This window comes from Yoonia vestfoldensis, assembly GCF_002158905.1.
In the GTDB taxonomy this organism is placed as follows: domain Bacteria; phylum Pseudomonadota; class Alphaproteobacteria; order Rhodobacterales; family Rhodobacteraceae; genus Yoonia; species Yoonia vestfoldensis_B.
The window spans coordinates 3,732,677-3,759,119 of record NZ_CP021431.1 but is presented as its reverse complement, the minus strand read 5'-3'; the positions used below and the strand labels follow the sequence as shown (position 1 = coordinate 3,759,119).

27 protein-coding genes are annotated in these 26,443 nt (G+C 62.2%); 20 read left to right on the top strand and 7 right to left on the bottom strand.

Annotation, left to right across the window (positions count from 1 at the left end; translation table 11 throughout):
- The first annotated feature begins 1 nt into the window (after nt 1).
- The 6 genes from lspA (at nt 2) to rmuC (ending at nt 6,568) form a co-directional block, all read left to right on the top strand.
- A complete protein-coding gene (gene lspA, locus LOKVESSMR4R_RS18875) occupies nt 2-475 on the top strand; it encodes a signal peptidase II (RefSeq protein ID WP_087212068.1) in 474 nt (157 codons plus the stop codon).
- A gap of 52 nt (nt 476-527) precedes the next feature.
- On the top strand, nt 528-746 hold the full coding sequence (locus tag LOKVESSMR4R_RS18870) for a DUF3035 domain-containing protein (RefSeq protein ID WP_087212064.1): 219 nt from the start codon (nt 528-530) through the stop codon (nt 744-746).
- Between the two features lie 88 nt (nt 747-834).
- Nucleotides 835-2,166, top strand: coding sequence for a M16 family metallopeptidase (locus LOKVESSMR4R_RS18865; RefSeq protein WP_087212060.1), 1,332 nt, complete (start codon nt 835-837; stop codon nt 2,164-2,166).
- The gene (locus LOKVESSMR4R_RS18860) at nt 2,166-3,476 is read left to right on the top strand and encodes a M16 family metallopeptidase (RefSeq protein WP_087212057.1); all 1,311 of its coding nucleotides are present in this window, start codon (nt 2,166-2,168) and stop codon (nt 3,474-3,476) included. Before LOKVESSMR4R_RS18865 ends, LOKVESSMR4R_RS18860 begins: the two co-directional genes overlap by 1 nt.
- A 48-nt stretch (nt 3,477-3,524) precedes the next feature.
- The gene (gene mutL, locus LOKVESSMR4R_RS18855) at nt 3,525-5,336 is read left to right on the top strand and encodes a DNA mismatch repair endonuclease MutL (RefSeq protein ID WP_087212054.1); all 1,812 of its coding nucleotides are present in this window, start codon (nt 3,525-3,527) and stop codon (nt 5,334-5,336) included.
- The gene (gene rmuC / locus LOKVESSMR4R_RS18850) at nt 5,333-6,568 is read left to right on the top strand and encodes a DNA recombination protein RmuC (protein ID WP_087212051.1); all 1,236 of its coding nucleotides are present in this window, start codon (nt 5,333-5,335) and stop codon (nt 6,566-6,568) included. The genes mutL and rmuC overlap by 4 nt, the downstream gene beginning before the upstream one ends.
- A 14-nt stretch (nt 6,569-6,582) precedes the next feature.
- On the opposite strand, the gene LOKVESSMR4R_RS18845 is transcribed toward rmuC, so the two are convergent.
- Together LOKVESSMR4R_RS18845 and LOKVESSMR4R_RS18840 are read right to left on the bottom strand one after the other, a co-directional pair.
- Complete coding sequence (locus LOKVESSMR4R_RS18845; RefSeq protein ID WP_087212048.1) at nt 6,583-7,230, bottom strand: ChrR family anti-sigma-E factor; 648 nt, start codon at nt 7,228-7,230, stop codon at nt 6,583-6,585.
- Between the two features lie 7 nt (nt 7,231-7,237).
- Nucleotides 7,238-7,894 carry a sigma-70 family RNA polymerase sigma factor gene (locus LOKVESSMR4R_RS18840; protein WP_087212045.1) on the bottom strand — a complete coding sequence of 219 codons (657 nt, stop codon included), beginning with the start codon at nt 7,892-7,894 and terminating at the stop codon, nt 7,238-7,240.
- A gap of 120 nt (nt 7,895-8,014) precedes the next feature.
- On the opposite strand from LOKVESSMR4R_RS18840, the gene LOKVESSMR4R_RS18835 reads away from it, so the two are divergent.
- From LOKVESSMR4R_RS18835 to LOKVESSMR4R_RS18810, 6 genes are all read left to right on the top strand, one after another.
- Nucleotides 8,015-9,313 (top strand): NAD(P)/FAD-dependent oxidoreductase, encoded by a 1,299-nt coding sequence (locus tag LOKVESSMR4R_RS18835; RefSeq protein WP_087212042.1) that lies wholly within the window; start codon nt 8,015-8,017, stop codon nt 9,311-9,313.
- Complete coding sequence (locus LOKVESSMR4R_RS18830; protein ID WP_087212039.1) at nt 9,310-10,065, top strand: DUF1365 domain-containing protein; 756 nt, start codon at nt 9,310-9,312, stop codon at nt 10,063-10,065. Before LOKVESSMR4R_RS18835 ends, LOKVESSMR4R_RS18830 begins: the two co-directional genes overlap by 4 nt.
- Nucleotides 10,062-11,288 carry an MFS transporter gene (locus LOKVESSMR4R_RS18825; protein WP_087212035.1) on the top strand — a complete coding sequence of 409 codons (1,227 nt, stop codon included), beginning with the start codon at nt 10,062-10,064 and terminating at the stop codon, nt 11,286-11,288. Before LOKVESSMR4R_RS18830 ends, LOKVESSMR4R_RS18825 begins: the two co-directional genes overlap by 4 nt.
- A gap of 3 nt (nt 11,289-11,291) precedes the next feature.
- Nucleotides 11,292-11,864, top strand: coding sequence for a DUF3833 family protein (locus LOKVESSMR4R_RS18820; RefSeq protein WP_087212032.1), 573 nt, complete (start codon nt 11,292-11,294; stop codon nt 11,862-11,864).
- A 1-nt stretch (nt 11,865) separates the two neighbouring features.
- Nucleotides 11,866-12,603, top strand: a complete 738-nt coding sequence (locus LOKVESSMR4R_RS18815; RefSeq protein ID WP_087213624.1) for an SDR family NAD(P)-dependent oxidoreductase — start codon at nt 11,866-11,868, stop codon at nt 12,601-12,603.
- A gap of 75 nt (nt 12,604-12,678) precedes the next feature.
- Nucleotides 12,679-13,005, top strand: coding sequence for a DUF3775 domain-containing protein (locus LOKVESSMR4R_RS18810; protein WP_204248700.1), 327 nt, complete (start codon nt 12,679-12,681; stop codon nt 13,003-13,005).
- Here LOKVESSMR4R_RS18810 and LOKVESSMR4R_RS18805 read toward each other — a convergent pair.
- On the bottom strand, nt 12,990-14,054 hold the full coding sequence (locus tag LOKVESSMR4R_RS18805) for a saccharopine dehydrogenase (protein WP_087212028.1): 1,065 nt from the start codon (nt 14,052-14,054) through the stop codon (nt 12,990-12,992). The two genes, LOKVESSMR4R_RS18810 and LOKVESSMR4R_RS18805, sit on opposite strands and share 16 nt — an antisense overlap.
- Nucleotides 14,055-14,066: 12 nt before the next feature.
- Complete coding sequence (locus LOKVESSMR4R_RS18800; protein WP_087212025.1) at nt 14,067-14,711, bottom strand: histidine phosphatase family protein; 645 nt, start codon at nt 14,709-14,711, stop codon at nt 14,067-14,069.
- 431 nt (nt 14,712-15,142) lie between these two features.
- Here LOKVESSMR4R_RS18800 and LOKVESSMR4R_RS18795 point away from each other — a divergent pair, with 431 nt between their 5' ends.
- Entirely contained in the window at nt 15,143-15,475 is a 333-nt protein-coding gene (locus LOKVESSMR4R_RS18795) for a hypothetical protein (protein WP_087213618.1), read from the top strand.
- Nucleotides 15,476-15,624: 149 nt separating this feature from the next.
- Nucleotides 15,625-17,667, top strand: coding sequence for a DNA helicase RecQ (gene recQ, locus LOKVESSMR4R_RS18790; RefSeq protein ID WP_087212022.1), 2,043 nt, complete (start codon nt 15,625-15,627; stop codon nt 17,665-17,667).
- A gap of 151 nt (nt 17,668-17,818) precedes the next feature.
- On the opposite strand, the gene LOKVESSMR4R_RS18785 is transcribed toward recQ, so the two are convergent.
- Genes LOKVESSMR4R_RS18785 through LOKVESSMR4R_RS18775 form a run of 3 tightly spaced genes read right to left on the bottom strand, consistent with a single transcriptional unit; the run spans nt 17,819 to nt 20,231 of the window.
- Nucleotides 17,819-18,862, bottom strand: a complete 1,044-nt coding sequence (locus LOKVESSMR4R_RS18785; protein ID WP_087212018.1) for a succinylglutamate desuccinylase/aspartoacylase family protein — start codon at nt 18,860-18,862, stop codon at nt 17,819-17,821.
- Entirely contained in the window at nt 18,859-19,764 is a 906-nt protein-coding gene (rimK, locus tag LOKVESSMR4R_RS18780) for a 30S ribosomal protein S6--L-glutamate ligase (RefSeq protein ID WP_087212016.1), read from the bottom strand. Before rimK ends, LOKVESSMR4R_RS18785 begins: the two co-directional genes overlap by 4 nt.
- A complete protein-coding gene (locus LOKVESSMR4R_RS18775; RefSeq protein WP_087213616.1) occupies nt 19,761-20,231 on the bottom strand; it encodes an ATP-dependent zinc protease in 471 nt (156 codons plus the stop codon). Before LOKVESSMR4R_RS18775 ends, rimK begins: the two co-directional genes overlap by 4 nt.
- A 106-nt stretch (nt 20,232-20,337) precedes the next feature.
- Between LOKVESSMR4R_RS18775 and truB the strand changes: the two genes are divergently transcribed.
- The 6 genes from truB to pnp all read left to right on the top strand — a co-directional run bounded on the left by truB (nt 20,338) and on the right by pnp (nt 26,409).
- Entirely contained in the window at nt 20,338-21,243 is a 906-nt protein-coding gene (truB, locus tag LOKVESSMR4R_RS18770) for a tRNA pseudouridine(55) synthase TruB (RefSeq protein ID WP_087212014.1), read from the top strand.
- 22 nt (nt 21,244-21,265) lie between these two features.
- Nucleotides 21,266-21,778: a DUF1643 domain-containing protein gene (locus LOKVESSMR4R_RS18765; RefSeq protein WP_087212011.1), complete on the top strand. Its 513-nt coding sequence runs from the start codon at nt 21,266-21,268 to the stop codon at nt 21,776-21,778.
- Nucleotides 21,775-22,662: an alpha/beta fold hydrolase gene (locus LOKVESSMR4R_RS18760; protein WP_204248699.1), complete on the top strand. Its 888-nt coding sequence runs from the start codon at nt 21,775-21,777 to the stop codon at nt 22,660-22,662. Before LOKVESSMR4R_RS18765 ends, LOKVESSMR4R_RS18760 begins: the two co-directional genes overlap by 4 nt.
- Nucleotides 22,663-22,764: 102 nt before the next feature.
- Nucleotides 22,765-23,607 carry a calcium-binding protein gene (locus LOKVESSMR4R_RS18755; protein WP_237331853.1) on the top strand — a complete coding sequence of 281 codons (843 nt, stop codon included), beginning with the start codon at nt 22,765-22,767 and terminating at the stop codon, nt 23,605-23,607.
- 132 nt (nt 23,608-23,739) lie between these two features.
- Nucleotides 23,740-24,009 carry a 30S ribosomal protein S15 gene (rpsO, locus tag LOKVESSMR4R_RS18750; RefSeq protein WP_087213612.1) on the top strand — a complete coding sequence of 90 codons (270 nt, stop codon included), beginning with the start codon at nt 23,740-23,742 and terminating at the stop codon, nt 24,007-24,009.
- 264 nt (nt 24,010-24,273) lie between these two features.
- Complete coding sequence (pnp, locus tag LOKVESSMR4R_RS18745) at nt 24,274-26,409, top strand: polyribonucleotide nucleotidyltransferase (RefSeq protein WP_087213609.1); 2,136 nt, start codon at nt 24,274-24,276, stop codon at nt 26,407-26,409.
- Nucleotides 26,410-26,443: the final 34 nt, after the last annotated feature.

Sequence of the window (26,443 nt, the reverse complement as noted above, 5' to 3'; positions counted from 1 at the left end):
GATGCGCCTGATGTTCTGGACCGGATTCTGGGTCTTTCTGATCGACCAGATCAGCAAGTATTTCGTGGTGCATTGGCTGGGCCTGATCAACGAACAGGACGGGATCATCGAGGTCTGGCCACCTTTCATCGAATTCCGCATGGCGTGGAACCGTGGCGTGAATTTCGGCCTGTTCGCCGATTACGACATGCGCTGGGTCTTGATCGCGGTGGCCTTGCTGATCAGCGCCGGCGTGATCTGGTGGCTGAACCGCAGCGGCGGGACCAAATGGGCCTATATCGCGGGCGGTTTCCTGATCGGCGGGGCGCTGGGCAATGTCATCGACCGGATCATCTATGGGGCTGTCGCGGATTTTTTGAACATGTCCTGCTGCGGGTTCAACAACCCCTATGCATTCAACGTCGCCGATATCGCGATCTTTGCGGGTGCCATCGGGCTGGCCTTTCTTGGGGAAGATGGCAAGAAAGCTGCGTGACCTTGGCGGTTCCATGCGGTAATCATTTGCAACACCACGAAAAGGACCTCTGATGCGCGCCTTTGCTCTTTCCGGAATTGCCCTTGCGTTGCTGGCGGCATGCAGCAGGAACGAGGGTTCACTGCGTGACTTTGGCACAACGAATGTTGGCCCCGCCGAAATGTCGCTTGTCATCGCCGACCCGCTACAGATGCCGCCGACGCTCGATCTGCCGCCGCCGACACCCGGACAGACGAACCGCGCGAACCCGCGCCCGGCCAGCGCACGCTGAAACCGGCCTTCACATCGGCGTATGGCCGCTTGAAGATCGCGCCCGGCGGCGTAGCTAATAGCGAAACCAACGACACCGCAGGGGGCCTATGACACGCTTTTTCGCCGCAATCAGCCTGATCTTTCTGGCGCTCACCGCCGCTGCCGAAGAGGTCACGACCTACACGCTCGACAACGGTATGGATGTCGTCGTGATCGAAGACCGCCGCGCGCCTGTTGTCGTGCATATGGTCTGGTACAAGGTCGGGTCCGCGGATGAACCCGAAGGGCAATCCGGTGTGGCGCATTTTCTGGAACATCTGATGTTCAAAGGCACCGATATGCTGGCGCCGGGTGAATTTTCACAGGTGGTCGCGGCCAATGGCGGCAGCGACAACGCCTTTACCAGTTTCGATTACACCGGCTATTTCCAGCGCGTCGCCGCCGACCGTCTGGACCTGATGATGCAGATGGAAGCAAACCGGATGACCAATCTGGCGCTGACCCCCGAGGATATCAGCACCGAACGCCGCGTCGTGTTGGAAGAACGCGCACAGGTCACAGACAGCAACCCCGGTGCGCTGGCGCGTGAACAGATGATGGCCGCGCAATATCAAAACCACCGTTACGGCGTGCCGATCATCGGTTGGCAGCATGAAATCGCGCAGCTGGATATGCCGGAACTGACGGCCTTTTATCAACGCCATTACGCCCCCAATAACGCGGTGCTGATCGTCGCCGGAGACGTCGACCCCGAGGATGTGCTGGCGCTGGCGCGCGAACATTACGGCCCGATCCCCGCCAATGCCGATCTGCCCGAACGCATCCGCCCGACCGAGCCGCCACAGCGCGCCGAGCGCCGGATCACCTATGTCGATCCGCGCGTCAGCCAGCCTTATATCGTGCGCAGTTATCTTGCGCCGGAACGCGAAAGCCGCGCGCAAGAAGATGCAGCCGCCCTTGTCTATCTGGCGGAATTGCTGGGCGGGTCGCCCTTTACATCCGACCTTGGCCGCGCTTTGCAATTCGACACGCAGACCGCGCTTTACACCAACGCAAGCTATAGCGGCATGTCGCTGGATCAGACGACATTCTCTGTCGTGGTCCTGCCATCCGAGGATGTGACCCTGTCCGCTGCCGAAGCCGCGATGGACGAGGTCATCACAGCCTTCATGGACAGCGAGATTGACCCCGCCCGGATGGAGGCAATCCGCACCCAGCTGCGCGCCTCGGAAATCTATGCGCGTGATGATGCACAGGGGCTTGCGCGGCGCTATGGGATGGCGCTGACCACCGGGCTGACGGTGGCGGATGTGCAGGATTGGCCCGCCATTCTGCAAGCGGTCACACCCGCACAGATCAAGGATGTCGCCGCCCGCATCTTTGATCGCAACAGCGCCGTGACCGGCTGGGTCGTGGCCGCGCAAGAGGAGGCACGCTGATGCTGCGGATCGTCACATTCCTTTGGTGCGCTTTGCTGGCAGCCAGCGCACAGGCCGAAATCGCCATCCACCAGGTGACATCCGATGGCGGGATCAACGCCTGGGTCGTCGAAGAACCCGGCATCCCCTTTGTCGCGCTGGAAATCCGGTTTCGCGGCGGCGCATCGCTGGACCTGCCCGGCAAGCGTGGCGCGACCAATCTGATGGCCGCCCTGCTGGAAGAAGGCGCAGGCGATCTGGATGCGCAGGCATTCCAGACCGAGCTTGAACGCCTGGCCGCGCGGTTCAGCTTTCGTGCGACCGACGATACGATCAGCATTTCCGCGCAATTCCTGACCGAAAACAAGACCGAGGCGCTGGCCCTGCTGGAACAGGCGCTGATCGCGCCACGCTTTGACCAATCCGCCATCGACCGCGTGCGCGCGCAGGTGCTGGCCGGGATCGCCAGCGATGCGGTCAATCCGCGCAGCATTGCCGATGCGGCCTTTGATGCCGCGGCTTTTGGCGATCATCCCTATGGCACGCCGCTGGATGGCACGCTGGACAGTGTCACCGCGCTGACCCGCGACGATATCATCACCGCCCATGCGAATGCGCTGACCCGCGACCGGCTCTATGTCTCTGTCGTGGGGGATGTGACGGTGGACCAGGTCGGTCCGATGCTGGATGCGCTGCTAGGTGATCTGCCCGCCCAAGGGCCGCCACCGCCTGCGGATGTGGCCTTTGGTCTGGATGGCGGCATCACGGTGATCGATTTTGCCAATCCGCAATCCTTTGCCCTGTTCGGCCATGCCGGCATGAAACGCGATGACCCCGATTTCTTTGCCGCCTTCATCGTGAACCATGTCCTTGGCGCGGGCGGTTTCGAATCCCGCCTGATGACCGAGGTCCGCGAAAAGCGCGGCCTGACCTATGGCATCGGCAGCAGTCTTGCGCCGATGTTCCATGCGGAAATGGTGATCGGCAGCCTTGCATCCGCCAACGAGACCATCGCCGAGGCGATCACGATCATCCGCGCCGAATGGGACCGCATGGCCAGCGAAGGCCTGACCCAAGAAGAACTCGCCGCCGCCAAGACCTATCTGACAGGCGAATATCCGCTGCGCTTTGATGGCAATGCCGCGATTGCCGCGATCATGGTGGGGATGCAGATGATCGACCTGCCGCCCGATTACGTCGTTAACCGCAACGCCTATATCGAGGCCGTCACATTACAAGACGCCAATCGCGTCGCGGCAGAGCTGTTACGCGCCGATGAGCTGCATTTCGTGGTGGTCGGTCAGCCCGAAGGGCTGGAAAGCGCAGATTGACGCGAAACGACGCTGTCAGAATCGCGTGATCATGCTAAGGATTGTGGCATGATCGCATCTGCCCCCCAGATACAGCCCCGCCCGGTGATCCGGCAGCTGGACGACGCCGCCATCAACCGGATCGCGGCGGGCGAGGTGTTGGAACGCCCCGCCTCTGCGGTCAAGGAATTGGTGGAAAACAGTATCGACGCCGGTGCAACCCGGATCGAGGTGGTGATCGCGGATGGCGGCAAGACCCTGATCCGCGTCAGCGATGATGGCTGCGGCATGACGGCGGATGACCTGCCCATGGCGCTGTCGCGGCATGCGACATCCAAGATCGACGGATCGGACCTGCTGAATATCACGTCTTTCGGTTTTCGGGGCGAGGCGCTGGCCTCGCTTGGCGCTGTCGGACGTCTGCTGATCACCAGCCGCACGGCGGGTGATGGCGCGCATAGTATCGCCGTCTCGGGCGGGCGGATCAGCGATGTGCGCCCCGCCGCGCTGAGCGCTGGCACGGTCGTTGAATTGCGCGATATGTTCTATGCCACCCCTGCGCGGCTGAAATTCCTGCGCACCGACCGGGCAGAGGCGCAGGCCGTTACCGATGTCGTCAAGCGGCTGGCGATGGCGGAACCTTTCGTGACCTTCATCCTGCGCGATGGATCAGATGGCGACAGCCGGGTGGTGTTTCGCGCCGATGCGCAGACGGGCGATCTGTTTGACGCATTGCACGGGCGGCTGCACAGCGTGCTGGGCCGCGATTTTGCCGATAACGCCTTGCGGATCGACGCCGAACGCGACGGGTTTCACCTGACCGGCTATGCCGCCTTGCCGACCTATTCGCGCGGCGCTGCGGTGGCGCAATTCCTGTTCGTTAATGGCCGCCCGGTGCGCGACAAGATGCTGCTGGGGGCCCTGCGCGCGGCCTATATGGATGTGCTGTCGCGCGACCGGCATCCGGTGGCGGCGCTGTTTGTCGATTGCGACCCCACGCTGGTCGATGTGAACGTGCATCCCGCGAAATCAGAGGTCCGCTTCCGTGATCCCGGTCTGGTGCGCGGGCTGATCGTATCGGGCCTGCGGCACGCATTGGCAGGGGCAGGCCACCGCGCGTCCAGCACCGTGGCCGATGCAACCCTTGGCGCGATGCAACCGCAACACGCCACCCCCCGCGTCTATCAGATGGACCGCCCCAGTTTCAGCGCGCGCTCGCTGACTTTTCAGGCGCAGGCCCCCGGCTTTGCGGAAATGCCATCCGCCCGTGTCGAACCGCCCGCCGATGACAGCAGCGCCGATCTGCCTTTGGGCGCGGCGCGCGCACAGGTGCATGAAAACTATATCATCGCCCAGACCGCCACGGGCATCGTGATCGTCGATGGCCATGCCGCGCATGAACGGCTGGTCTATGAAAAACTGAAAAGCCAGATGGCCGCCAATGGCGTCGCGGCACAGGCGCTTCTGATCCCCGAAATCGTCGAACTGTCCGACCATGAAACCGCTGCCCTGCTGGATATCGCGGATGATCTGGCGCGCCTTGGCCTGACCATCGAACCTTTCGGCGGCAATGCCATCGCCGTGCGCGAAACGCCTGCTATTCTGGGCGAAATCAACGCCGCCGCCATGCTGCGCGATATATCGGACGAATTGGCCGACCAAGGCGACAGCGCCAGCGTTCAGGCGCGGATCGAGGCGATCCTGAGCCGTGTCGCCTGTCACGGGTCGATCCGCACGGGGCGGCGGATGCAGGCGGCGGAAATGAACGCGCTGCTGCGCGAAATGGAAGCAACACCGCATTCCGGCCAATGCAACCACGGACGGCCCACCTATGTGGAACTGAAACTCTCTGACATCGAAAGATTATTTGGCCGCACATGATCCAGATCGGTGAAAATAGCTATGCGTTCAGCGATCCTGCCCTGCTGGCCGTGATCGGGGCATTGGCGGCCTTGGTGCTGATCGTGGTTCTGCTGATCACGGCCCTGCGGCGGGCAGGCCAATCCGCCGAGGCGGTCAATTACGTCGCCCATCAGATGGGCCGCATGTCACAGGATGTGATGGGGCTGGCCCAAGGGCAGAACCAATTGGCCGGCAATATCCAGACCGTCAGCGACGCGCAGGCCAATGCGCAGGTGCGCGTGATCCAGACGATGGAGGCGCGACTGGCCGAGGTGCAGGCGCAGGTCGCCGAACGGCTGGCCGACAATGCGCTGAAATCGGCGCATTCGCTGGCGGAAATGAATGAACGGCTGAAAGAAACGCTGACCGGCAGTTCCGAGAAAACCACCAAAAGCCTGACCGAATTGCAAGAACGGCTGGCCACCATCGACCGTGCGCAGACCAATATCGAAAAGCTGTCGGGCGATGTTTTGTCCTTGCAGGATATCTTGTCGAACAAGCAACGGCGCGGGCTATTCGGGGAAATCCAGCTGACCGATATCGTGTCCAAGGCGCTGCCCAGCGACAGTTTCACGCTGCAGGCGACGCTGTCCAACGGCAAGCGTGCCGATTGTCTGGTGCATCTGCCCAATCCGCCCGGCCCAATCGTGATCGACGCCAAATTCCCGTTTGAATCCTACGAGGCATTGGCACGGGCTGACACGCAGGAGCTGCAGAAAATCGCCCTGCGCGATCTGGGCAATGCGGTGCGCAAACATATCAAGGACATATCAGAGCGTTATATCATCGATGGCGAAACCGCCGATGGCGCGATCATGTTCCTGCCGTCCGAGGCGGTCTATGCCGAACTGCACGCCCGCCTGCCAGAGGTGGTGCGCGCCGGTTTCGATGCCCGTGTCTGGATCGTGTCGCCCACGACCTGCATGGCCACGCTGAACACGATGCGCGCGATTTTGAAGGATGCGCGGATGCGCGAACAGGCGGGGGCGATCCGCAAGGAATTATCGCTGCTGGGCGCGGATGTGGAAAGGCTGGTCACGCGGGTCGGCAATCTTGACCGGCATTTCGGGCAGGCGGCCAAGGATCTGGAAGATATCAAGATATCTGCTGAAAAGGCGGGCAAGCGGGCGAACCGGCTCGATAACTTCGACTTTGCAGAGATTGCGCCGGATGAGGCACCATTGCCGATCGGTCAGGATGAGGCGGGGTAAACCCCGCCACCTCGTCAAATCCCGATGAACCGCTGTGCAATGCGCGGCAGCAAGCCCTTGAACCGCAAAGGCGCATCCGTCGCCGCCAGACAGATGCAATCCACGCCCTGTTCTGCCACCGGCGTGTGGTTCAGATCCTCGTTGGCGACCTCGATATCGCCCGCGCCGAAACGGTCGGTTTCATCGACAAAAGCGCCCTGCAGCACCAGCGTCAATTCCGTCCCACGGTGCCCGTGATCCGGCACGGCCGTCCCGGCAGGGATACGCAGCAGGCGCACGCTGGCGCCGCCATCTGTTTTCAGCACCATCTGGCTGACGCCGCCGCCGATCTTGCGCCATTTCACGCGGTCCAGATCGCCGCTGACGTAATCGCGCAAAGGGGCAGGAAACACGCCGCGCACAGGCGCGGCCTTGGGCTGTTCGCGGCGCGGCGCAGCCATGATCCGCGCCATCGCGGCGGTCAGGGCATCCTCGGCCATATCGACAGGATCAGCGTCGAGCATCACCTCGCCGCCCACGGCCTCGAATTCGGCAAGGGCTGCGCGGCAGGTGTCGCACATCGAAATATGGGTGGCGACCACCAGATTGAACGCCTCTGGCAAGCTGCCGGCGGCGTAGCCCATCAACAGGGCATCGGTCAGGTGGTGTTTGATCTTTGTCATCTACATGTCACTTCATTGTGTGGCGCAGGCGTTCCAGCGCCAGCCGTATCCTTGATTTGATCGTCCCGAGCGGAAGGCCGGTTTCGGCGGCAATCTCGCTATGGCTCAACTCGCCGAAATAGGCGCGTTCGATCAGCTTTCTTTGTTCCGCAGGCAAGGCGGCGAGCGCCTGACCCAATTGTTCCGTTTCCTGTTGCAGACCCATGGCCTCGGCCTGTTCGGGTTCTGCCTCTGGTCCCCAGGGCAAATCCTCGGGCTCGGGCCGTTTTTGTTTGCGCAACAGGTCGATCCGCCGGTTCCGGGCGATGGTGAAGATCCATGTCGACACGCTCGCCTTGGCGGGGTCGAACAGATGGGCCTTGTTCCACAGGGTGACCATCACCTCTTGCGCGCATTCTTCGGCCAGATCCGGGCTGGCCCCCGATTTCATCAGGAACGATTTCACGCGGGGGGCGAAATAGGCGAACAATTCGGCAAAAGCCGCCTTGTCCTTGGCGTCGCGCACGGCGGCGACCTGTGTCACCCATGCCATGCGTTTGGTCGTTGCCTCTGCCATCACCCGTTTTGCCCCCGTGGTGCGAATGCCCGTCTTGCCTGTCCGTTTATAGACGGGCATCACGGTGACTGCATCAGCTTTCGCAGGGGCATGCATCTCGTTCAACATGTGTTTATTACGCCGCGATCCGGCGCTTGGATCAGCGGATGACAAAGTATTTTGCGTGATCCGTCCCAAACCGCGCTACGTAGCAACCAGACAAGAAACGACCGGGGCGACGGAGAGATTATGTTGGTAGAAACGGGGACAGCCGCGCCCTTGAAGATTGCGGTGATCGGTGCAGGCATTTCGGGGATGGGTGCGGCGCATGCTTTGGCCAAGGATCACCGGGTGGTGCTGTTCGAGGCTGAAAACCGGCTGGGCGGCCATGCCCGCACCCGGATGGCAGGCCAGCACGGCGACCAGCAGGTCGATACCGGTTTCATCGTGTTCAACTATGCCAATTATCCGCATCTGACGGCACTGTTCGATGAACTCGCCGTGCCGGTCGTCAAAAGCAAAATGAGCTTTGGTGCGTCTTTCGGCGGCGGCCGGTTGGAATATGGGCTGGCCAGTCTGGATGCGCTTTTCGCCCAGCGCAAGAATGCCGCCAACCCGCGGTTCCTGCGCATGGTCCGTGACATCCTGCATTTCAACAAACACGGGCTGGCCGCCAGTCAGGACCCGGCGCTGACCATCGGCGGGTTGCTGCAAAAGCTGCGCCTGTCGGATTACTTTCGCGACCATTACCTGTTGCCGTTTTCCGGCGCGATCTGGTCCACACCCAAGGAAAAGATCCTCGATTTCCCCGCCCATGCGATGATGACCTTTTTCGACAATCACGCGCTGCTGGGCGCGACGGGGCAGCATCAATGGTACACGGTTGACGGTGGCTCGCAGGCCTATGTCAGCCGTCTGGCCGCCGATATGGCGCGGCGCGATGTCGATCTGCGGCTGGGCGCGCCGGTCGAGGCGGTCCGCCGCAACCCGATGGGGGTCGAGGTCAAGGCCAAGGGCGGCGATTGGGAACGCTTTGACGAGGTCGTTTTCGCCAGCCATTCCGACCAGAGCCTTGCCATGCTGTCGGATGCCTCGCCCGTCGAGCGCGACACTTTGGGCGCGGTGCGCTATCAGCCCAACAAGATCGTGCTGCATTCGGACATATCCATCATGCCCAAGCGCAAACAGGTCTGGTCGTCATGGATCTACACAGAGGCCAATTATCAGCAGGGCGGCGAAATCGACCTGACCTATTGGATGAATTCGCTGCAGCCTTGGTTGCAGGCCGATACGCTGATGGTCACGCTGAACAGCCGCCGCCCGATCCGCGAGGATCTGATCTGGGACGAGGTGACTTTGCATCATCCGGTCTATGATCTGGCCGCCTTGGCCGCCCAGAAAACCGCCGCCGCGATGAATGGCACCAATCGCACATGGTTCTGCGGCGCATGGATGAAAAACGGCTTTCACGAGGACGGGTTGTCCAGCGCGCTGGACGTGGTCGGCAGGCTGACCGCGCCCGACCGCATGGCGATGGCGGCAGAGTGACCGCGCGCATCGATCATATCGCGGGGGAAACCTATCACGGGCGGCGCGGGGCCACCAAGAACGCGTTCCGCTATTCCATCGATTATGTGCTGCTGGATGCGGAAACCGCGCCCGACGCACCGGCGCTATTCACGCGCAACGGCGGCAATCTGATGTCGCTGCAGGATGCCGACCATGGCGGGCCACCCAAACAGGGGCGCGGCGCGGCATGGGTGCGCGATGTGCTGACTGCCCATGCCATTGCGCAACCCGACCGGATCATGTTGCTGGCGCAACCGCGCATGCTGGGCCATGTGTTCAATCCGGTGTCGTTCTGGCTGTGCTATCAAGGTGACGCCCTGACCACGATCATTGCAGAGGTCAGCAATACCTTTGGCGACCGTCATTCCTATCTGTGCCGCCACGAGGACGGGCGCGCGATCACCAAGGCGGACACATTGGCCGCGCAAAAGGTGATGCATGTCTCGCCGTTTCAGCCGGTCGAGGGCGGCTATGTGTTCCGCTTTGACATCCAACCGGACAGCGTCGGTATCTGGATCGACTATAGCCGCGGCAATGGTGGCTTGATCGCCACGCTGACGGGCGCGCGCCGCCCGATCAGCAATGGCAGCATCATCCGCGCGGCGCTGCGCCGCCCCTTTGGATCGCGCCGTGTGCTGGCGCTGATCCATTGGCAAGCGGTCAAGCTCTGGTGGAAGGGCGCCACATTCCGGTCGCAACCCGCCCCACCGCGCGACGAGGTCAGCCGGTGAAAGCCCTGACCCAACGGCTGCCGGCCTATAGCCTGTATGCCGCTGTGCTGTCGGGTGCCGGATTGCCGATCTATATCTACGCGCCCAAATATTATGCCGATACCTATGGCGTCAGCCTGACAGCATTGGGGGCCGTCTTGTTCGGCCTGCGCCTGTTCGACGTGGTGCAAGACCCGGTATTGGGCTGGATCAGCGAACGGCTGAGGCGGGTCAAGAAACTGGCGATCACGCTGACGGCCCTTGTGCTGGCGCTGTCGATGATCGGGCTGTTCGCGCTGGCCCCGCCAATTGCGCCGATCTGGTGGTTCGGCCTGACGATCACGGGGCTGTTTACCGCCTTCAGTTTCCTGACCATCAATTTCTACGCCCAAGGGATCAGCAAGGCAGGCACGGCCGAGGGCGGCCATGTCCGGCTGGCCGCCTGGCGCGAAAGCGGGGCCTTGCTGGGGGTCTGCATTGCCGCCATGATCCCCACATTGCTGACCGGTGTGGTGGCCGACCCCTTTGCCGTGTTCGCCTTTGGCTTTGCCGTTGTCACGCTGATTGCGGCCTATTTCATGTGGCCCGAATGGAAAGGCCGCGCCGCACAGGAACCGTCCCAGATCCGCGACATCCTGGCCGATCCCGTGGCGCGGCGGCTGCTGGTGCTTGCGCTGGTCAATGCCACGCCGCTGGCGGTGTCATCCACGCTGTTCCTGTTCTACGTCGAAAGCAGGCTGGGCGCGCCGGGCTGGGAAGGCGCGCTTTTGGTGCTGTTCTTTCTGGCAGCGGCGCTGTCCTCGCCGCTCTGGTCGGCACTTGCCCGCAGGTTCGGGGAAAAGCGGGTGCTGCTGGCGGCGATGACGCTCGCCATCGCGTCATTCGGCTATACGCTGACTTTATCCACCGGCGATGTGATCCCGTTCGCGATCATCTGCGTATTAAGTGGAGCAACGATCGGGGCAGACCTGACCTTGATGCCCGCAATGTTCGCCAAACGCATGTCGGTCATATCGCCGACCGGTGGGCAGGGGTTTGGCCTTTGGTCGCTGGTGAACAAGTTCACGCTGGCCTTTGCGGCAGTCATCTTGCTGCCGGTGCTGGAAAGATCCGGTTTCACCGCCGGTGCAACCGATTTGCCGGACACGGCCTTGACGACGCTGACGGTGCTTTATGCCGCAGTGCCGTCGCTATTGAAATTGTTGGCCATCGGCTTGCTGGTCGCCACGCAGCTTGAGGAATGAACGATGTCGTTTGTGATTTACAGCGTTTTGGGCGCGGCCCTGATGGCGGGGGCGGTTTATGCCAAGACCCGCTTTGCATCGTTTCTGGCGCAGAAACCGGCGGATTACCCCGATGGCCCGATGTTCGACATCCGCGAAAGGTTCAATGGCCCCATCGTCTGTGAAGGCGTCATCTTTGGCCCCACCGGCAAGGTCTCGTCCCGGTTCGTCGCCGATTTCCACGCAAGCTGGAACGGCAATGTCGGCACGATGGTCGAAAAATTCCGCTATGACAGCGGGTTGATGCAGGATCGCTGCTGGACCCTGACCCTGTCGAATGACGGCACGATCAAGGCCGAGGCCCCCGATGTCATCGGCGCGGGCAGCGGAAAGCAGCAAGGTTCTGCCGTTGTGCTGAACTACCGCATAAAATTGGCCGAGGAGGCTGGCGGTCACGCGCTTGATGTTACAGACTGGATGTATCTGACATCAAACGGGTCGATCATGAATCGCAGCCAATTCCGTAAATTCGGGATCAAGGTTGCCGAGCTTGTCGCCACGATGCGACCACGCGATCAGGCCTATGCGGGGGAATGACGTGACCGAATGGCAAGCAAAACGCTATTGGATTGTCGGCGCAAGCGAAGGATTGGGGCGCGAGGTCGCCTTTAGCCTCAGCCGTGCCGGGGCCGAGGTGGTCGTCTCTGCCCGGACCGAGGATCGCCTGAAAGATCTGGTCGAGGATTTGCCGGGCAAGGCATCTTATGTGACTGTCGATGTCACGGACCGCGCCTCTGTCGAAGGTGCCGCCGCCGAGGTCGGGCAGATCGACGGGGTCGTGTATCTGGCCGGTGTCTATTGGCCGATGAAAGCGCAAGACTGGGACAATGAAAAAGCCGATATGATGGGCGAGGTCAATTTCCTTGGCGCCTCGCGCGTTGTTGGATCGGTGATCAAGGATATGGTCGCGCGCGATGCGGGCCATATCGTGCTGGTCGGCTCGCTGTCGGGGTTTCGCGGCCTGCCCGGTGCCATCGGCTATTGTTCGTCCAAGGCAGGCATGATGGCGCTGGCGGAATCGATGCAGGCCGATCTGCGCAACACCGGCGTGCATGTGCAGCTGATCAACCCCGGTTTCATCAAGACGCGGCTGACCGAAAAGAACGATTTCCACATGCCGTTCATTATGTCGCCGCAGGATGCCGCGAAAGAGGTGTTCGAACATATGAACACCGATACATTCAAGAAAAGCTTTCCCTTACTGTTTTCCTGGGTGTTTCGCGGATCACAGTTCCTGCCAGATTGGCTTTACTACCGGCTGTTCGGCGCGAAATAGCCCGTGATTCTGTTGCGCCAGATCAAGGTGCCGCGTGCTATGATCGCGCATGCTGCGATCAACGGAGGGTGCCAGATGTTACCCATTTCAGCAGATAAGGTGGCCGAGGTCATCATCCTTGCGCGTGAACTTGACCGCGCGGAAAATGAATTCGACGGTTTCGTTGACCGTCTGAACGAGGATGAGCAGGCCGGCCTTGTCGCCCTGTTCTGGATCGGGCGCGGCACATTCGAGCCTGAGGATCTGGCAGAAGCCCTGCGCACCGCCATGGCCGAGGCCACGACACCGACCGCGCGTTACCTGAAAGGATCGCCGCATCTGGCGGACCATCTGGAAAGCGGGCTAGAGGCTTTGGGCATCGACAGCAGCGCGGTCGAGGACGACCTTTACCGCCCCGGCTGATCCATCGCGCGGTCAAACCATCCCTGCGCGCCTGCCCAAACGCCTGTGTCCATCCGGTCCAGCGTCATCAGCTGCGGCAGCAATTGGGCGGCGAAATCTTCGCTGCTTTCGGTCGGCAGCATGCTGGGCAGGTTGTCGATGGCGGTCACGTCCAGCACGGGCGCGTCATGCACGCGCAGGGCAGGCGCATCCCAAGTCGTCGTGCGGTCATAGACCTTGATCGGGGAAAAATCGCTATCGGGATCGCAGGCGATATCGCCGATCACCGACAGGCGGCGCGTGGCAAGCTTGGCGCTGGCGGGCACAAAGACCGGCGTGCCGGGGCGCGCAAGGATGCAATTCAGAAAGATGTCATGCGCCAGCACTTCGGGAAAGGGGCCGCCATGCGCGGTTTCGGCCATGTCCCATTTTGTGACCGGCACGCCCATCGCGCCGCAAAGATCAGCCGCCCCCGCGCCCACACGCCCCAGCGCCCCGATGATCAGCGCATTGGGCCGCGCGGTGCCAAGCGCCACCAGACCTGCCTGCAAATCGCCCAGCAGATGCCCCGCCGACGGATAGGCGCGCACCGGTCCTGCCACCTGCCCGCCTTGCTGCGCCATCCAGCACAGCAGCGCCACCGCCGCCCCCGCATAGCCCGCCCAATAGCCAAAGGCCGCAACTCGCCGCCCGTGATCATCCACCAGATATTCCAGATCAAGCAGCCTGCCCCCGCCCGCGCGGAACCTGTCCAGCAGGACCTGTCCCGCCGGTTGCCCTTTATAGGCATGGCCAAACATGATGTGACGATGCCGCAGCGGCGTGCCGTCATCGGGCAATTCCTTGAGCCCAAAGATCACCGCATCGGCAGGCGCATCCGGCCAGCTGAATTCGGGCGCGATATCACAGCCTGCGGCGGCATAATCGGCGATGGGGATAATCCGCTGGCGGCTGTCCTCGACCGTGACGCGAAAACCGGCGGCGATCAGCTGCGCGGCCCCTGGCGGGGTCAGGCCGCTGCGTTCTTCATGCGGGCGGCTTTCGGCGCGCAGCCATAGGTGAATGGACATCTAGGCAGCCTTTCAGAAATGGGTCAGCGCATGCATGCGGTCCGCCGTATCCAGATGCGGCACGGCGTTGAAACTGGCCAGGATCGGCCCCTGCGGGATAACATGGATCCGATGGACCGAGGAATTCAGGATCGGCAGCAGGATATGCGCCATCCGCGTTGGATCAAGGTCCAGCAAATGGCGAATGATCATCCCGATCACCCCGCCCGATGTCACGCATAGCACGCGCACACCGGGTTGTGCGGCCTCTTGCAACACGCCGGTGACGCGGGATTCGAAGGACGCGAAGGTTTCGACGCCCATGATCTCGGCCCGGTACCAGGCCTGCATGACCTGCGGCACATGGGCGGCAAAGTCGTCAGGGCCGGGAAACGGCACGCCATGCACATCCTGCAAGGCGCGGCCAAGGTTAAAGTAATCCATCTCGTTCAGCCGCGGGTCGATGATCGCATCGCGATATCCCAGCCCCGCCGCCGTTTCGCGATGCCGGCGCAGGCTGCCGCTGATCACCTTGTCAAAAGCACCTTCGCGGTCGCGCATGTAATCGCCCAGCCAGGCGGCCTGCTGATGGCCCAGATCAGACAGGCGGTCATAGCCATCTTCGTCACGCGCGCTGGAATTGGCCTGCCCATGCCGGACCAGGATGATTTCGCCCATTTGGATGCTCCTTCCCGCATAGGAGTAAGCGGTGCGACCGTCGTTGACAACGCGGTCATCGGCACCAAACGCGCAATATCGGTGGATTTGGTAACGCCCGCGTGACGGGGCGGAAATAATCGCAGATCACGATCCTGCACCCCGACAAAATGCGTGAACAACAGCCAGACCGACGGCGCCCCGATCTGGGCCGGAACGCACAGAGCCGCTGGGAACTAAGTGCGCCATCGCACATAAACACATCAATATAAGCAATTTCGTTTTTTCAAGCACGAAAACCGATCACTTTTATCCCCGATTTCGTGATCATGCCGCCTCTTTTTCTCGGCCGGGGCCGTGCCAATCTCTGTTTCACAGCAGCGCAAGATTATGCACTGTTTCAACAAGATGCGGCATCCCGCCGCCAGAGAAATGAAAAAGGAAAGAGTATCATGTCCATCAAAGCATTCGCCATCGCCGCGGTCACACTTGCAGCAACAGCATCTGTCGCATCGGCAAACAGCTACTTCGAACTGCCCCGCGCACAAGCCGCCACCAGCACTGTCGAACTGGGGATCGTGCGCGCCGAAGCTGACGGTATCGTCGAGATTTACGACCGTGCCGCCGGCAAACAGGGTGCGCTTTTGGGAACCCAGGCCGTGCGCGCCGGTGCAAACACCGATGTCCGCGTGAACACAGGTGTCCCCGCACGCCGTGATGTGATCGCCGTGCTGAAGGTCGGCGGCGAAGTCGTCGCAACCGAAACCTACCGGATCGACCGGTAAACCCCTGCCCGACATCTCCCTGTCGCGCTTGGCCGTCTCTGTCCGCAGAGGCGGCCTTTTGCATTTTCGGGCCTCTATGGGTTGTTCACCGATTCCGGTTATGGGATTGTCGCCAGCAATCAAGAAAATCCAAAGACAGGTCCCCCTTCATGTCCGCTGCCACGCTTTTGCGCGATGTCTTTGGCTTTGACGCCTTCCGGCCCGGCCAGCAGGACATCGTCGAGGCTGTCGCCGCCGGGCGCAATACGCTGGCGATCATGCCCACGGGGGGCGGCAAATCGCTCTGCTTCCAGCTGCCCGCGCTGATGCGGTCCGGCGTGACAGTGGTGATTTCCCCGCTGATCGCCCTGATGCGTGATCAGGTGCGCGGGTTGCAGCAGGCGGGCGTTGTCGCAGGTGCGCTGACATCGGGCAATACCGAGGAAGAAACCGAGGCGGTGTGGTCCGCACTGGAATCCGGCACGCTGAAACTTTTGTACATGGCGCCCGAACGTTTGTCCGCCGGTGGCACCGTGCAGATGCTGCAGCGCGCCGGTGTCAGTCTGATCGCCGTGGACGAGGCGCATTGCGTCAGCCAGTGGGGCCATGATTTCCGCCCCGATTACCTGCGTATCGGCGACTTGCGCGAAGCACTGGATGTGCCGCTGGCGGCCTTTACCGCCACGGCGGATGCCGAAACACAGGCCGAGATTGTCCAGAAATTGTTTGCAGGCCAGCAGCCTGCGACATTCCTGCACGGGTTCGACCGGCCCAATATCCACCTTGCCTTTGCCGCCAAAGACAGCCCGCGCGCGCAGATCCTGACCTTTGCCGCCGCGCGCAAGGGTCAGTCGGGCATCGTCTATACAGGCACCCGCGCCAAGACCGAAACCTTGGCCCAGGCTTTGCGCGAGGCCGGGCATCTGGCCTGTCATTACCACGGCGGGATGGAGGCCGAGGACCGCCGCATCGTCGAACGCCGGTTCCAGCAGGAAGACGGCTTGATCGTCTGTGCCACCGTCGCCTTTGGCATGGGCATCGACAAACCCGATATCCGCTGGGTCGCCCATGCCGATCTGCCCAAATCGATCGAGGCCTATTATCAGGAAATCGGCCGCGCGGGCCGTGACGGCGCGCCCGCGGAAACGCTGACGCTCTTTGGTCCCGACGACATCCGCTATCGCCGCCAGCAGATCGACGAAGGGCTGGCCCCCGCCGACAGGCGCACCGCCGATCATGGCCGCCTGAACGCGCTGCTGGGTCTGGCCGAGGCGCTGCATTGCCGCCGCCAGACGCTTCTGTCCTATTTCGGGGAAACGAGCGATCCCTGCGGCCATTGTGATCTTTGCGACAAACCCGCCGAGGTGTTCGACGCCACGACCCCCGTGCGCATGGCCCTGTCAGCGGCGCTGCGGACCGAGGAATATTTCGGCGCAGGCCATCTGATCGACATCCTGCTGGGCCAGCCCACCGACAAGATCAAGGCGCGCGGCCATGACAGCCTGCCCACCTATGGCGTGGGGCGCGATTACGACCGCCGCCAGTGGCAGGCGATTTTCCGGCAGATGATGGGCCACGACCTGCTGCGCCCCGACCGCGACCGGCATGGGGCCTTGCGCATGACCGACCATGCCCGCCCGATCCTGCGCGGCGAGGCGCAGATCATGCTGCGCCGCGACACGATCACTGCCGCCAAAGGTGCCGGGCCGAAAGTGCATACCCTGGTCAATGAAGACGATGCGCCGCTTTTATCCGCGCTGAAGGCCAAACGCCGGTTTCTGGCCGAACAGGCGGGCGTGCCAGCCTATATCATCTTTAACGACAAGACCCTGATCGAGATGGCCGAGAAACGCCCCGCAACGCTGGACGATATGGCCCAGATCGGCGGGGTCGGCGCGAAAAAGCTGGAAAGCTACGGGCGCGCCTTCCTCGAGGTGATCGCGGGCGAGGCGGAAAACCTGCACCCCAGCCGCCGCAAACTGGCCGGCCGTGACGAAGGCCGGATCTATGACCGCCTGCTGGCCGCGCAAAGCGCGCTGATCCGTGGCCCGCATGGTGCCGACAAGCCGATGACCTGTTCGGCATCCATGCTGGCAAAGGTCGCGCAATTGCGGGGTGCCGATATCAACAGCCTGACGCGGCTGATCGGCGACCGCCACGCCGAAAGGTTCGGCGATGCCTTTCTGGACGTGCTGCACACCACCGAACCCTAGCCAGGGGCGCTGCCCCTCCCCCGGACAGGTCCGGGGTTCACCCCGGAGTATTTTTGGAAAAAAGAAGTCAAAGCACCGCAGACCGCGAAATTTCGGAAGGAATTTCGTGGGGGCGCGACAGATTTTTCGGCAGAAAAATCTTGGTGGCGGATCAGATGATTTCATCCTCGTCGAACAGCGGCGCGTCTTCCAGCTGCGCAGTCAGATCACCCAGCGCGGCCTCGGCCTGACCGGCGGATTTCACGGCCGCAATATGCAGCAGCGCGTCGCCTTCATGCACGATGGGCATGACCGCGCGACCGACGATGATACCGCCATAAGGCGTGCGCAGCTCGACCTCGCCGCCGCCAAACGGGTCGGAAATCGCGGCCACCAGATCGCCCACCGCCACCACATCGCCTTCGGCATTGAACATGCGCAACAGCCCACCCGCAGGCGCGCGGACCCAGTGGCTGTCAGAACAGAGCAAAGGCTGCGCCTTGGGCGCGGCGATCCCCGCCTTGGGCAGCACCCCCACATCCTTGAGCACCCGCAAGATACCCGCCAGCCCAGCACGCACCGACATTTCGTCAAAGCGCATCCCCTCGCCCGCTTCGTAAAGCAGGATATTGACGCCTTTGCGTTTCGCCTCCAGCCGCAGGCTGCCATCGCGCAAAGCGCTGGTCAGGATCACCGGCGCGCCGAAGACGCGGGCAAGCCGCAGCGTTTCAGAATTGTTGCCCGACACCCGCACCTGCGGCAGGTTCGTGCGATGGATCGCGGCGGAATGCAGGTCAATGCCAAGGCTGCAGCGCTCCACGATTTCCGTCATGAAGATATGCGCCAGCCGCGACCCCAGTGATCCATGGGGCGAGCCCGGAAAGCAGCGGTTCAGGTCGCGCCGGTCAGGCAGGTAACGCGAATGGTTCAGAAACCCGAAGGTGTTGACGATCGGCACCACGATCAGCGTGCCTGCCACGTTTTTCAGCGTGCCAGTCCGCAAAAGACGGCGCACGATCTCGACCCCGATCACCTCGTCGCCATGGATGCCCGCGCTGACAAAGACGGTCGGCCCGTCCTTGCGCCCGTGGATCACATGCGCGGACAGGGTCACCGGCGTGTAATCCGACAGGGTGCTGACCGGAATATTGACCGTCTTGCGCGTGCCTACCGCGATCTGGTCGCCTGCGATCTGAAAGGCCGCGCGTTTGGTCATCCCTTGCCTTTGGTCTTGGTCGCGTTGGGTTTGGCGTTCTTTTCGATATATTCGATGATCTTGGTGGCGATATCCAGCCCTGTCGCCTTTTCCACGCCTTCCAGCCCCGGCGAGGAATTCACCTCCATCACCACCGGCCCGTGGTTTGACCGCAGCATATCCACACCGCAGACATTCAGCCCCATCGCCTTGGCCGACCGAATCGCGGTTGACCGTTCCTCGGGCGACAGCTTGATCACCTGCGCCGACCCGCCACGGTGCAGGTTGGACCGGAATTCGCCTTCGGCGCCGGTGCGTTTCATCGCGGCCACGACCTTGCCACCAACCACGATGGCGCGGATATCGGTGCCGCCCGCTTCCTTGATGAATTCCTGCAACAGGATGTTCACACCCGCGCCGCGGAACGCCTCGACCACGGATTTCGCGGATCGGTCGGTATCGGCCAGCACGACGCCGATGCCCTGGGTGCCTTCCAGCAGCTTGATCACCACGGGCGCGCCACCGGCGAGTTTCAGCACCTCGTCGGTCTGGCGCGGATCATGGGCAAAGGTCGTGACCGGCAGCCCGATCCCGTCGCGCGCCAGCAGCTGCATCGACCGCAGCTTGTCACGCGACCGCCCGATGCCCACGCTTTCGTTCAGGGGAAACACACCCTGCATCTCGAACTGGCGCAGCACGGCCATGCCGTAGAACGTGACCGATGCCCCAATCCGCGGGATGACCGCATCATAGCCCACCAGCTTTTCGCCGTTGTAATAGACCTCGGGCCGGCGCGAGGCGATGTTCATATAGCAGCGCAATGTATTGATGATGTCGAGCTGGTGCCCCCGTGCCTCGGCGGATTCCTTGAGGCGGCGGTGGGTATAAAGCTCGGCGTTGCGGGCGAGCATGGCGATTTTCATTTGGCGGCGCTTTCAGGTTGCGGCAGGGGGCTGACCAGATAGGTATGTCGGGCGTGAACGGCGATGTTTTTATGACGCAAGGCCCGCCGCCCGAGGATCAGCGGAAATTGCATGCTGCCCCTGTCGGTCAGGGATATGTCGATCTTCCACTTGCGTCCGGCCAGAATCATCGGGGTGCGGATGACGATCCGCGTCTCTGGCTGGCCGCTCGTATTGGTGATATCGCGTTTTGTGAAGACAGCAAATTCACAGATGCGCGCGGAGCTGCCGGGGATGTCGGGACAGCGGAACCGGACCCATTTTTCGCCCTGCTTGTAAAAGGTCTCTATCTCTTCGGCATGCAGCGCGGTGGTTTTGGCGCCGGTATCCACCTTGACCGCGAAATCGGACAGCCCAAGCGCTGGCAGGCTGATCCGTTCCTGCCAGCCGATGATCAGCAAAGGATGCGGGGAAGGTGCAGGTTGCATGGCAGCGGTCCGGTTGTGGCGTTGCCCCGACATAGCGCGAACCGCCGCGCCTTGACCAGCGGGGTGCGCGCGCATAGCAAGCCGCCATCTGACAAAGGGCAAGATCATGGCGCGCAGACGCAAGGGACGCGATATTTCAGGCTGGCTGGTGGTGGATAAACCGGCGGGCATCACCTCGACCACGGTGGTCAACCGCGTGCGCTGGGCCTTCGATGCCAACAAGGCAGGCCATGCCGGCACCCTGGACCCAGAGGCAACCGGCGTGCTGGCCGTGGCCTTGGGCGAGGCGACAAAGACCGTCCCCTATATCACCGATGCGCTGAAGGCCTATGAATTCACGATCCGGCTGGGACAGGCCACCAATACCGACGATGCCGAGGGCGAGGTGATCGCCACCAGCGACCTGCGCCCTGATGACGCCGCGATCAAGGCCGCGCTGGCGGGGTTCATCGGCGATATCATGCAAGTCCCGCCGCAGTTTTCCGCCGTCAAGGTCGACGGCGAACGCGCCTATGCCAAGGCCCGCGAAGGCGAGACGATGGAACTGGCGGCGCGCCCCTTATGGGTCGAGGAATTGCTGCTGGCCGATCGTCCCGATGCCAATCATGCGGTGCTGGAAATGACCTGTGGCAAGGGTGGCTATGTGCGGTCCATCGCCCGCGATCTGGGTGAAGTGCTGGGCTGCAAGGCGCATGTGCGGTCCTTGCGCCGGATCTGGTCGGGGCCGTTTCAGGCGACCGACGGGATCACGCTGGACCAGCTGGATGCCATCGCGCGCACGCCGGAACTGGACGCGCGGCTGTTGCCGCCCGAGGTCGGGCTGGCCGATCTGCCCCAGGTCCGCTGCCCTGCGGAAAGCGTCGCACGGCTGCGCAACGGCAATCCCGCGCCGGTCATCGCCAGCGGAGTTGATTATGGCGAGGAAGTCTGGGCCAGCCATGACGGCAAGGCCATCGCCATCGGCAGCTATCGGGGCGGCGAATTGCACCCGACGCGCGTGTTCGTGGCATAGGGTGATGTGACCTGACGCCCGCATGATCCACCACCAGCATATCACCGATCATGCCGCCTCCTCAGCGACCTACTCGGATTGCGAATGCTACCGCTATGAATTGACCCGGATCTGGGACGACAATGCCCCGCGGCTTGCCTTTGTGATGCTGAACCCGTCCAAGGCGACGGAACAGCACAACGATCCCACCGTCGAACGCTGCGAACGCCGGGCCCGCGCCTTGGGGTTCGGGGCGTTTCGCGTGACCAATATCTTTGCCTGGCGCGACAAAGATCCACGCGCCCTGCGCCGCGCGGCCGACCCTATTGGCCCCGCCAATGATGCCAGCTTGCTGGCGGCGGCCGATTGGGCGGATCAGATCATCGCCGCCTGGGGCACGCATGGCGCGCATCTGGGGCGCGGCAGCCAGGTGGCGGAATTATTGCGACAAACCGCCAAGCCGCTGCATATACTGGGTCTGACCAAGGACGGCCACCCCCGCCACCCGCTCTACGTGGCCTATGACCAGCACCCAAGGCGATGGAGCATCCCATGATCCCAGGTTTCACCCAATCCTTCATCCGCTGCGGCGCTGTCACCCTGTCGGTGCATCGCGCGGGCCAGGGGACACCGCTGATCCTGCTGCACGGCTATCCGCAGAACCACCATTGCTGGGAAAAGGTCGCCCCCGCCCTTGCGCAGCATTTCGACGTGATCATCCCCGACCTGCGCGGCTATGGCGACAGCGACGCCCCCGCCGATGATGCGGACCACAGCACCTATGCCAAACGCACGATGGCGTCTGACATCGCCGCCTTGATGGATGCTTTAGGGATCGACCGCGCCCATCTGCTGGGCCATGACCGCGGCGGGCGGGTCGCCTATCGCTTTGCGCTGGACCATCCCGACCGGATCATCCGGCTGGGCATCATCGAGATCGTGCCGACGGGCGATTTCTGGGCCAATTGGTCTGCCGATCTGGCGCTGAAAGCCTATCACTGGACCTATCTGGCGCAGCCTGCCCCCTTGCCCGAACGGATGATCGGGGCCGATCCGGCAGGCTATATCGACTGGACGCTGACCAGCTGGACCATGGACAAATCGCTGGCCGTGTTCAGCGATGCGGCGCTGGCCAGCTACCGCGCGCAGGCCGCCGACCCCGCGCATCTGCATGCGATGTGCGCCGATTACCGCGCGGGCGCCACCTTTGACCGCGCATTGGACGAGGCGGACAAGGCCGCCGGACGCAAGATCGCCGCGCCGCTGCATTTTCTTTGGGCCAAGGGCGGGTTTCCGGCGCAGACGGGCGATCCGGCCGCGCTCTGGCGGCCATGGGTGGGCCAGATGACCGATACCGCCTGCCAATCGGGCCATTTCGCGATGGAGGAAAACCCGCAAGCCGTGATCGACAGCTTCCTGCCCTTCTTCGGGGCGGATTAACCACCGCTTGGAAATCTGGAACAAAGGCAAAACACTTTGTGATAGACAGGCCCGGTAGCCGGATCAGACCCGGCGGATGGCAGGTGGATGGCAGGTGGATCAATGGTTGTGATCATGGGATTAATCGGGATCGCCTTGACGGCGCTGCTGGTCGGCGGTGACGATACCACCGAGGACGATCCAACGCCCGCCTCTGACGACCAGCCTGATATCATCGGCAGCCGGGTCATTCCGATCGACGAGATGTTGGAGGCCAGCGATGAAGCCGTGGTGGTCTTTGCCGCAGAGGGCGACGACCTGATCCTTGGCAGCACCGCCGATGATTATCTGCACGGCGGTGACGGCGACGACATCCTGCAGGGCGGCGCAGGCGATGACGTGCTGCATGGCGGCCGTGGCGATGATATCCTTTATGGCGGCGACGGGAATGACGAGATCTATGGCCATATCGGTGATGATCTGCTGCATGGCGGCGCAGGCAATGACCAGCTGAGCGGGGGCGACGGCGATGACCAGCTTTATGGCGGGCCGGGCGATGATGTGTTGATGGGCGGGCGCGGCGATGATCTGCTGGTCGGCGGATCGGGGGCCGATACGTTGTTCGGGGGCGCAGGCAATGACCGGCTGATCGACCGCGATGATCTGGACCGCGACTATCTGAACGGCGGCGCGGGCGATGATTACCTGTCTGGCGGGCCGGGTGATGTGCTGTCCGGCGGAACCGGCAGCGATATATTCAACCTGCGTCCGGGCATGCAGGTCTCGCTGATGGATTATGACCCGGCCGAAGATATCATCGAGATCGAACATACTGGCGCGCCGCCCGTGCTGACCACCGCACCGGCCGAGGATGGCACATTATTGCTGGCCGATGGCGCCGTGATTGCCAAATTGACGAATTTCGCCACGGCTGATTTGACGACGGTCACATTTCTGCAAGTATAAAACCCTTTTCTTTCGCGCCAAATCCCCTTATGCGCAGCCATCCGCGCGGATTCTGTCCGGGCGGCGCCTCCACGGGCCTTGCTGGACGACATCCCGGCCTGCGCCATTCACCCTTTAGACAAGGAGACCCCGATGTCGATTACTGCCGAAGACAAAGCACGGATCATGAAAGAATTCGCAACCAAAGAAGGCGACACCGGTTCGCCCGAAGTGCAAGTTGCGATCCTGTCCAGCCGCATCGCGACGCTGACGGAACATTTCAAGACCCATAAGAAAGACAACCACGGCCGCCGTGGCCTGCTGAAAATGGTCGCTTTGCGCCGCAAGCTTCTGGATTACACCAAATCCAAGGACGAAGCCCGCTATAAAAGCCTGATCGAACGTCTGGGCCTGCGCCGGTAATCCGCGCCACCGCCCATGACCGCAGAAACGCCCGCCATCCGGTGGGCGTTTTTTATTGCGCATGGCAAAGTGAAACCCGCCCCGCTGCGCCACAGCCCCCGCTGACCCCAGGGCCTCTTTCCAAACAGGCCAATATCCGCTAAGGCCCCCCTATCTTTGAGAAGCACGGCGCCCGCATCCCAGCGCCGATACAAAGAAGATACAGGGATGAGGGGGAATACGCCCCCTACGCAAAATGGGCTGCGGCCCGACTAGGACATGATGATGTTTAACGAAGTGAAAAAATCGATGCAGTGGGGCGAAGAGACGCTCACACTCGAAACCGGCAAGGTTGCCCGTCAGGCTGACGGCTCGGTCATTGCGACGCTGGGCGAAACCAGCGTGATGGCCAACGTGACCTTTGCAAAGGCACAAAAGCCCGGGCAGGACTTCTTTCCGCTGACCGTGCATTACCAAGAGAAATATTATGCCGCCGGCAAAGTGCCCGGTGGCTTTTTCAAGCGCGAAGCGCGTCCCACCGAAAAAGAGACGCTGACATCCCGCCTGATCGACCGCCCGATCCGCCCGCTGTTCGTCCCCGGCTTCAAGAACGAAGTGCTGGTGATGTGTACCGTGCTGAGCTTTGACGGCGTCAACGACCCCGACATGATCGCGATGATCGCGGCCTCGGCTGCGCTGACGATCTCTGGCGCGCCTTTCATGGGGCCAATCGCTGCCTGCCGCGTGGGTTTCGTGGATGGCGAATACATTCTGAACCCCGAAATCGACGACATGCACAACCTGCGCATGAAGCCCGAACAGCGGCTTGATCTGGTTGTCGCCGGCACCAAAGACGCCGTGATGATGGTCGAATCCGAAGCCTATGAGCTGACCGAAGAGGAAATGCTGGGCGCCGTGACTTTCGCGCATGCGCAGATCCAGCCGGTCATCGACCTGATCATCGATCTGGCCGAAGATTGCGCCAAGGAACCCTTCGATTTCCAGCCCGAGGATTACTCGGATCTTTACGCCGCTGTAAAAGCTGCGGGCGAAGACAAGATGCGCGCCGCCTATGCGATCACCGACAAGCAGGAACGCACCTCTGCGGTATCCGCCGCCAAGGCCGATATCATCGCCGCCCTGACCGAAGACCAGCAGGCCGACAGCAACCTTGGCCCCGCGCTGAAAAAGCTCGAATCCGCCGTGCTGCGCGGTGATGTGGTCAAGAACAGCCGCCGCATTGATGGCCGCGCGCTGGACCAGATCCGCCCGATCGTCTCGGAAACCGGCATCCTGCCACGCACCCATGGGTCGGCCCTGTTCACCCGCGGCGAAACTCAGGGTCTGGTCGTGACCACGCTGGGCACCGGCGATGACGAACAGATGATCGACGCGCTGACCGGCATGTATAAATCCAACTTCATGCTGCATTACAACTTCCCCCCCTATTCGGTGGGCGAGGTTGGCCGCGTCTCTGGCCCCGGTCGTCGTGAGATCGGTCATGGTAAGCTGGCATGGCGTGCCTTGCAGGCAGTTCTGCCTGCGCCAACGGATTTCCCCTATACGATCCGCGTCGTGTCCGAGATCACCGAATCCAACGGGTCTTCCTCGATGGCGTCGGTCTGCGGTGGGTCGCTGTCCATGATGGATGCTGGCGTGCCGCTGAAAGCCCCTGTCGCCGGTGTGGCCATGGGTCTGGTGATGGAAGATGACGGATCCTATGCCGTGCTGTCCGATATCTTGGGTGACGAAGACCACCTTGGCGATATGGATTTCAAGGTCGCGGGCACCGAAAGCGGGATCACCTCGCTCCAGATGGATATCAAGATCGCAGGCATCACGCCCGAGATCATGAAGAAAGCACTGGAACAGGCCAAGGCCGGCCGTCTGCATATCCTGAACGAGATGGGCAAAGCCCTGACCGGCGCGCAGGAATTCAGCGTCCACGCCCCCAAGATCGAAACCATGCAGATCCCTGTCGACAAGATCCGTGAAGTCATCGGCTCCGGCGGCAAGGTCATCCGCGAGATCGTGGAAACATCGGGCGCCAAGGTCGATATCAACGATGACGGCGTGATCAAGCTGGCTTCTAACGATGCCGAGGCGATCAAGCGCGCCCATGACATGATCTATTCGATCGTGGCCGAACCCGAAGAAGGCAAGGTCTACAAAGGCACCGTGGTCAAACTGGTTGATTTCGGCGCTTTCGTGAACTTCTTTGGCAAGCGCGACGGTCTGGTCCATGTGTCCCAGATCGAGAACAAGCGCTTGAACCATCCGTCGGATGTGCTGAAAGAAGGTCAGGAAGTCTGGGTCAAGCTGCTGGGCTTTGATGATCGTGGCAAGGTCCGTCTGGCGATGAAGATGGTCGATCAGGCCACCGGTCAGGAACTGGCCAAAGAAGAAGCCGCCGAAGAATAACGCGTCAACGTTCCTTTGACGATGCGATCACAAC

Bases quoted from the DNA above. Each gene is read 5' to 3' on its own strand.
- lspA (WP_087212068.1), top strand. From the start codon at position 2: ATGCGCCTGATGTTCTGGACCGGATTCTGGGTCTTTCTGATCGACCAG.
- LOKVESSMR4R_RS18870 (WP_087212064.1), top strand. From the start codon at position 528: ATGCGCGCCTTTGCTCTTTCCGGAATTGCCCTTGCGTTGCTGGCGGCA.
- LOKVESSMR4R_RS18865 (WP_087212060.1), top strand. From the start codon at position 835: ATGACACGCTTTTTCGCCGCAATCAGCCTGATCTTTCTGGCGCTCACC.
- LOKVESSMR4R_RS18860 (WP_087212057.1), top strand. From the start codon at position 2,166: ATGCTGCGGATCGTCACATTCCTTTGGTGCGCTTTGCTGGCAGCCAGC.
- mutL (WP_087212054.1), top strand. From the start codon at position 3,525: ATGATCGCATCTGCCCCCCAGATACAGCCCCGCCCGGTGATCCGGCAG.
- rmuC (WP_087212051.1), top strand. From the start codon at position 5,333: ATGATCCAGATCGGTGAAAATAGCTATGCGTTCAGCGATCCTGCCCTG.
- LOKVESSMR4R_RS18845 (WP_087212048.1), bottom strand. From the start codon at position 7,230: ATGACAAAGATCAAACACCACCTGACCGATGCCCTGTTGATGGGCTAC.
- LOKVESSMR4R_RS18840 (WP_087212045.1), bottom strand. From the start codon at position 7,894: ATGTTGAACGAGATGCATGCCCCTGCGAAAGCTGATGCAGTCACCGTG.
- LOKVESSMR4R_RS18835 (WP_087212042.1), top strand. From the start codon at position 8,015: ATGTTGGTAGAAACGGGGACAGCCGCGCCCTTGAAGATTGCGGTGATC.
- LOKVESSMR4R_RS18820 (WP_087212032.1), top strand. From the start codon at position 11,292: ATGTCGTTTGTGATTTACAGCGTTTTGGGCGCGGCCCTGATGGCGGGG.
- LOKVESSMR4R_RS18810 (WP_204248700.1), top strand. From the start codon at position 12,679: ATGTTACCCATTTCAGCAGATAAGGTGGCCGAGGTCATCATCCTTGCG.
- LOKVESSMR4R_RS18805 (WP_087212028.1), bottom strand. From the start codon at position 14,054: ATGTCCATTCACCTATGGCTGCGCGCCGAAAGCCGCCCGCATGAAGAA.
- LOKVESSMR4R_RS18800 (WP_087212025.1), bottom strand. From the start codon at position 14,711: ATGGGCGAAATCATCCTGGTCCGGCATGGGCAGGCCAATTCCAGCGCG.
- LOKVESSMR4R_RS18795 (WP_087213618.1), top strand. From the start codon at position 15,143: ATGTCCATCAAAGCATTCGCCATCGCCGCGGTCACACTTGCAGCAACA.
- recQ (WP_087212022.1), top strand. From the start codon at position 15,625: ATGTCCGCTGCCACGCTTTTGCGCGATGTCTTTGGCTTTGACGCCTTC.
- LOKVESSMR4R_RS18785 (WP_087212018.1), bottom strand. From the start codon at position 18,862: ATGACCAAACGCGCGGCCTTTCAGATCGCAGGCGACCAGATCGCGGTA.
- rimK (WP_087212016.1), bottom strand. From the start codon at position 19,764: ATGAAAATCGCCATGCTCGCCCGCAACGCCGAGCTTTATACCCACCGC.
- LOKVESSMR4R_RS18775 (WP_087213616.1), bottom strand. From the start codon at position 20,231: ATGCAACCTGCACCTTCCCCGCATCCTTTGCTGATCATCGGCTGGCAG.
- truB (WP_087212014.1), top strand. From the start codon at position 20,338: ATGGCGCGCAGACGCAAGGGACGCGATATTTCAGGCTGGCTGGTGGTG.
- LOKVESSMR4R_RS18765 (WP_087212011.1), top strand. From the start codon at position 21,266: ATGATCCACCACCAGCATATCACCGATCATGCCGCCTCCTCAGCGACC.
- LOKVESSMR4R_RS18760 (WP_204248699.1), top strand. From the start codon at position 21,775: ATGATCCCAGGTTTCACCCAATCCTTCATCCGCTGCGGCGCTGTCACC.
- LOKVESSMR4R_RS18755 (WP_237331853.1), top strand. From the start codon at position 22,765: ATGGTTGTGATCATGGGATTAATCGGGATCGCCTTGACGGCGCTGCTG.
- rpsO (WP_087213612.1), top strand. From the start codon at position 23,740: ATGTCGATTACTGCCGAAGACAAAGCACGGATCATGAAAGAATTCGCA.
- pnp (WP_087213609.1), top strand. From the start codon at position 24,274: ATGTTTAACGAAGTGAAAAAATCGATGCAGTGGGGCGAAGAGACGCTC.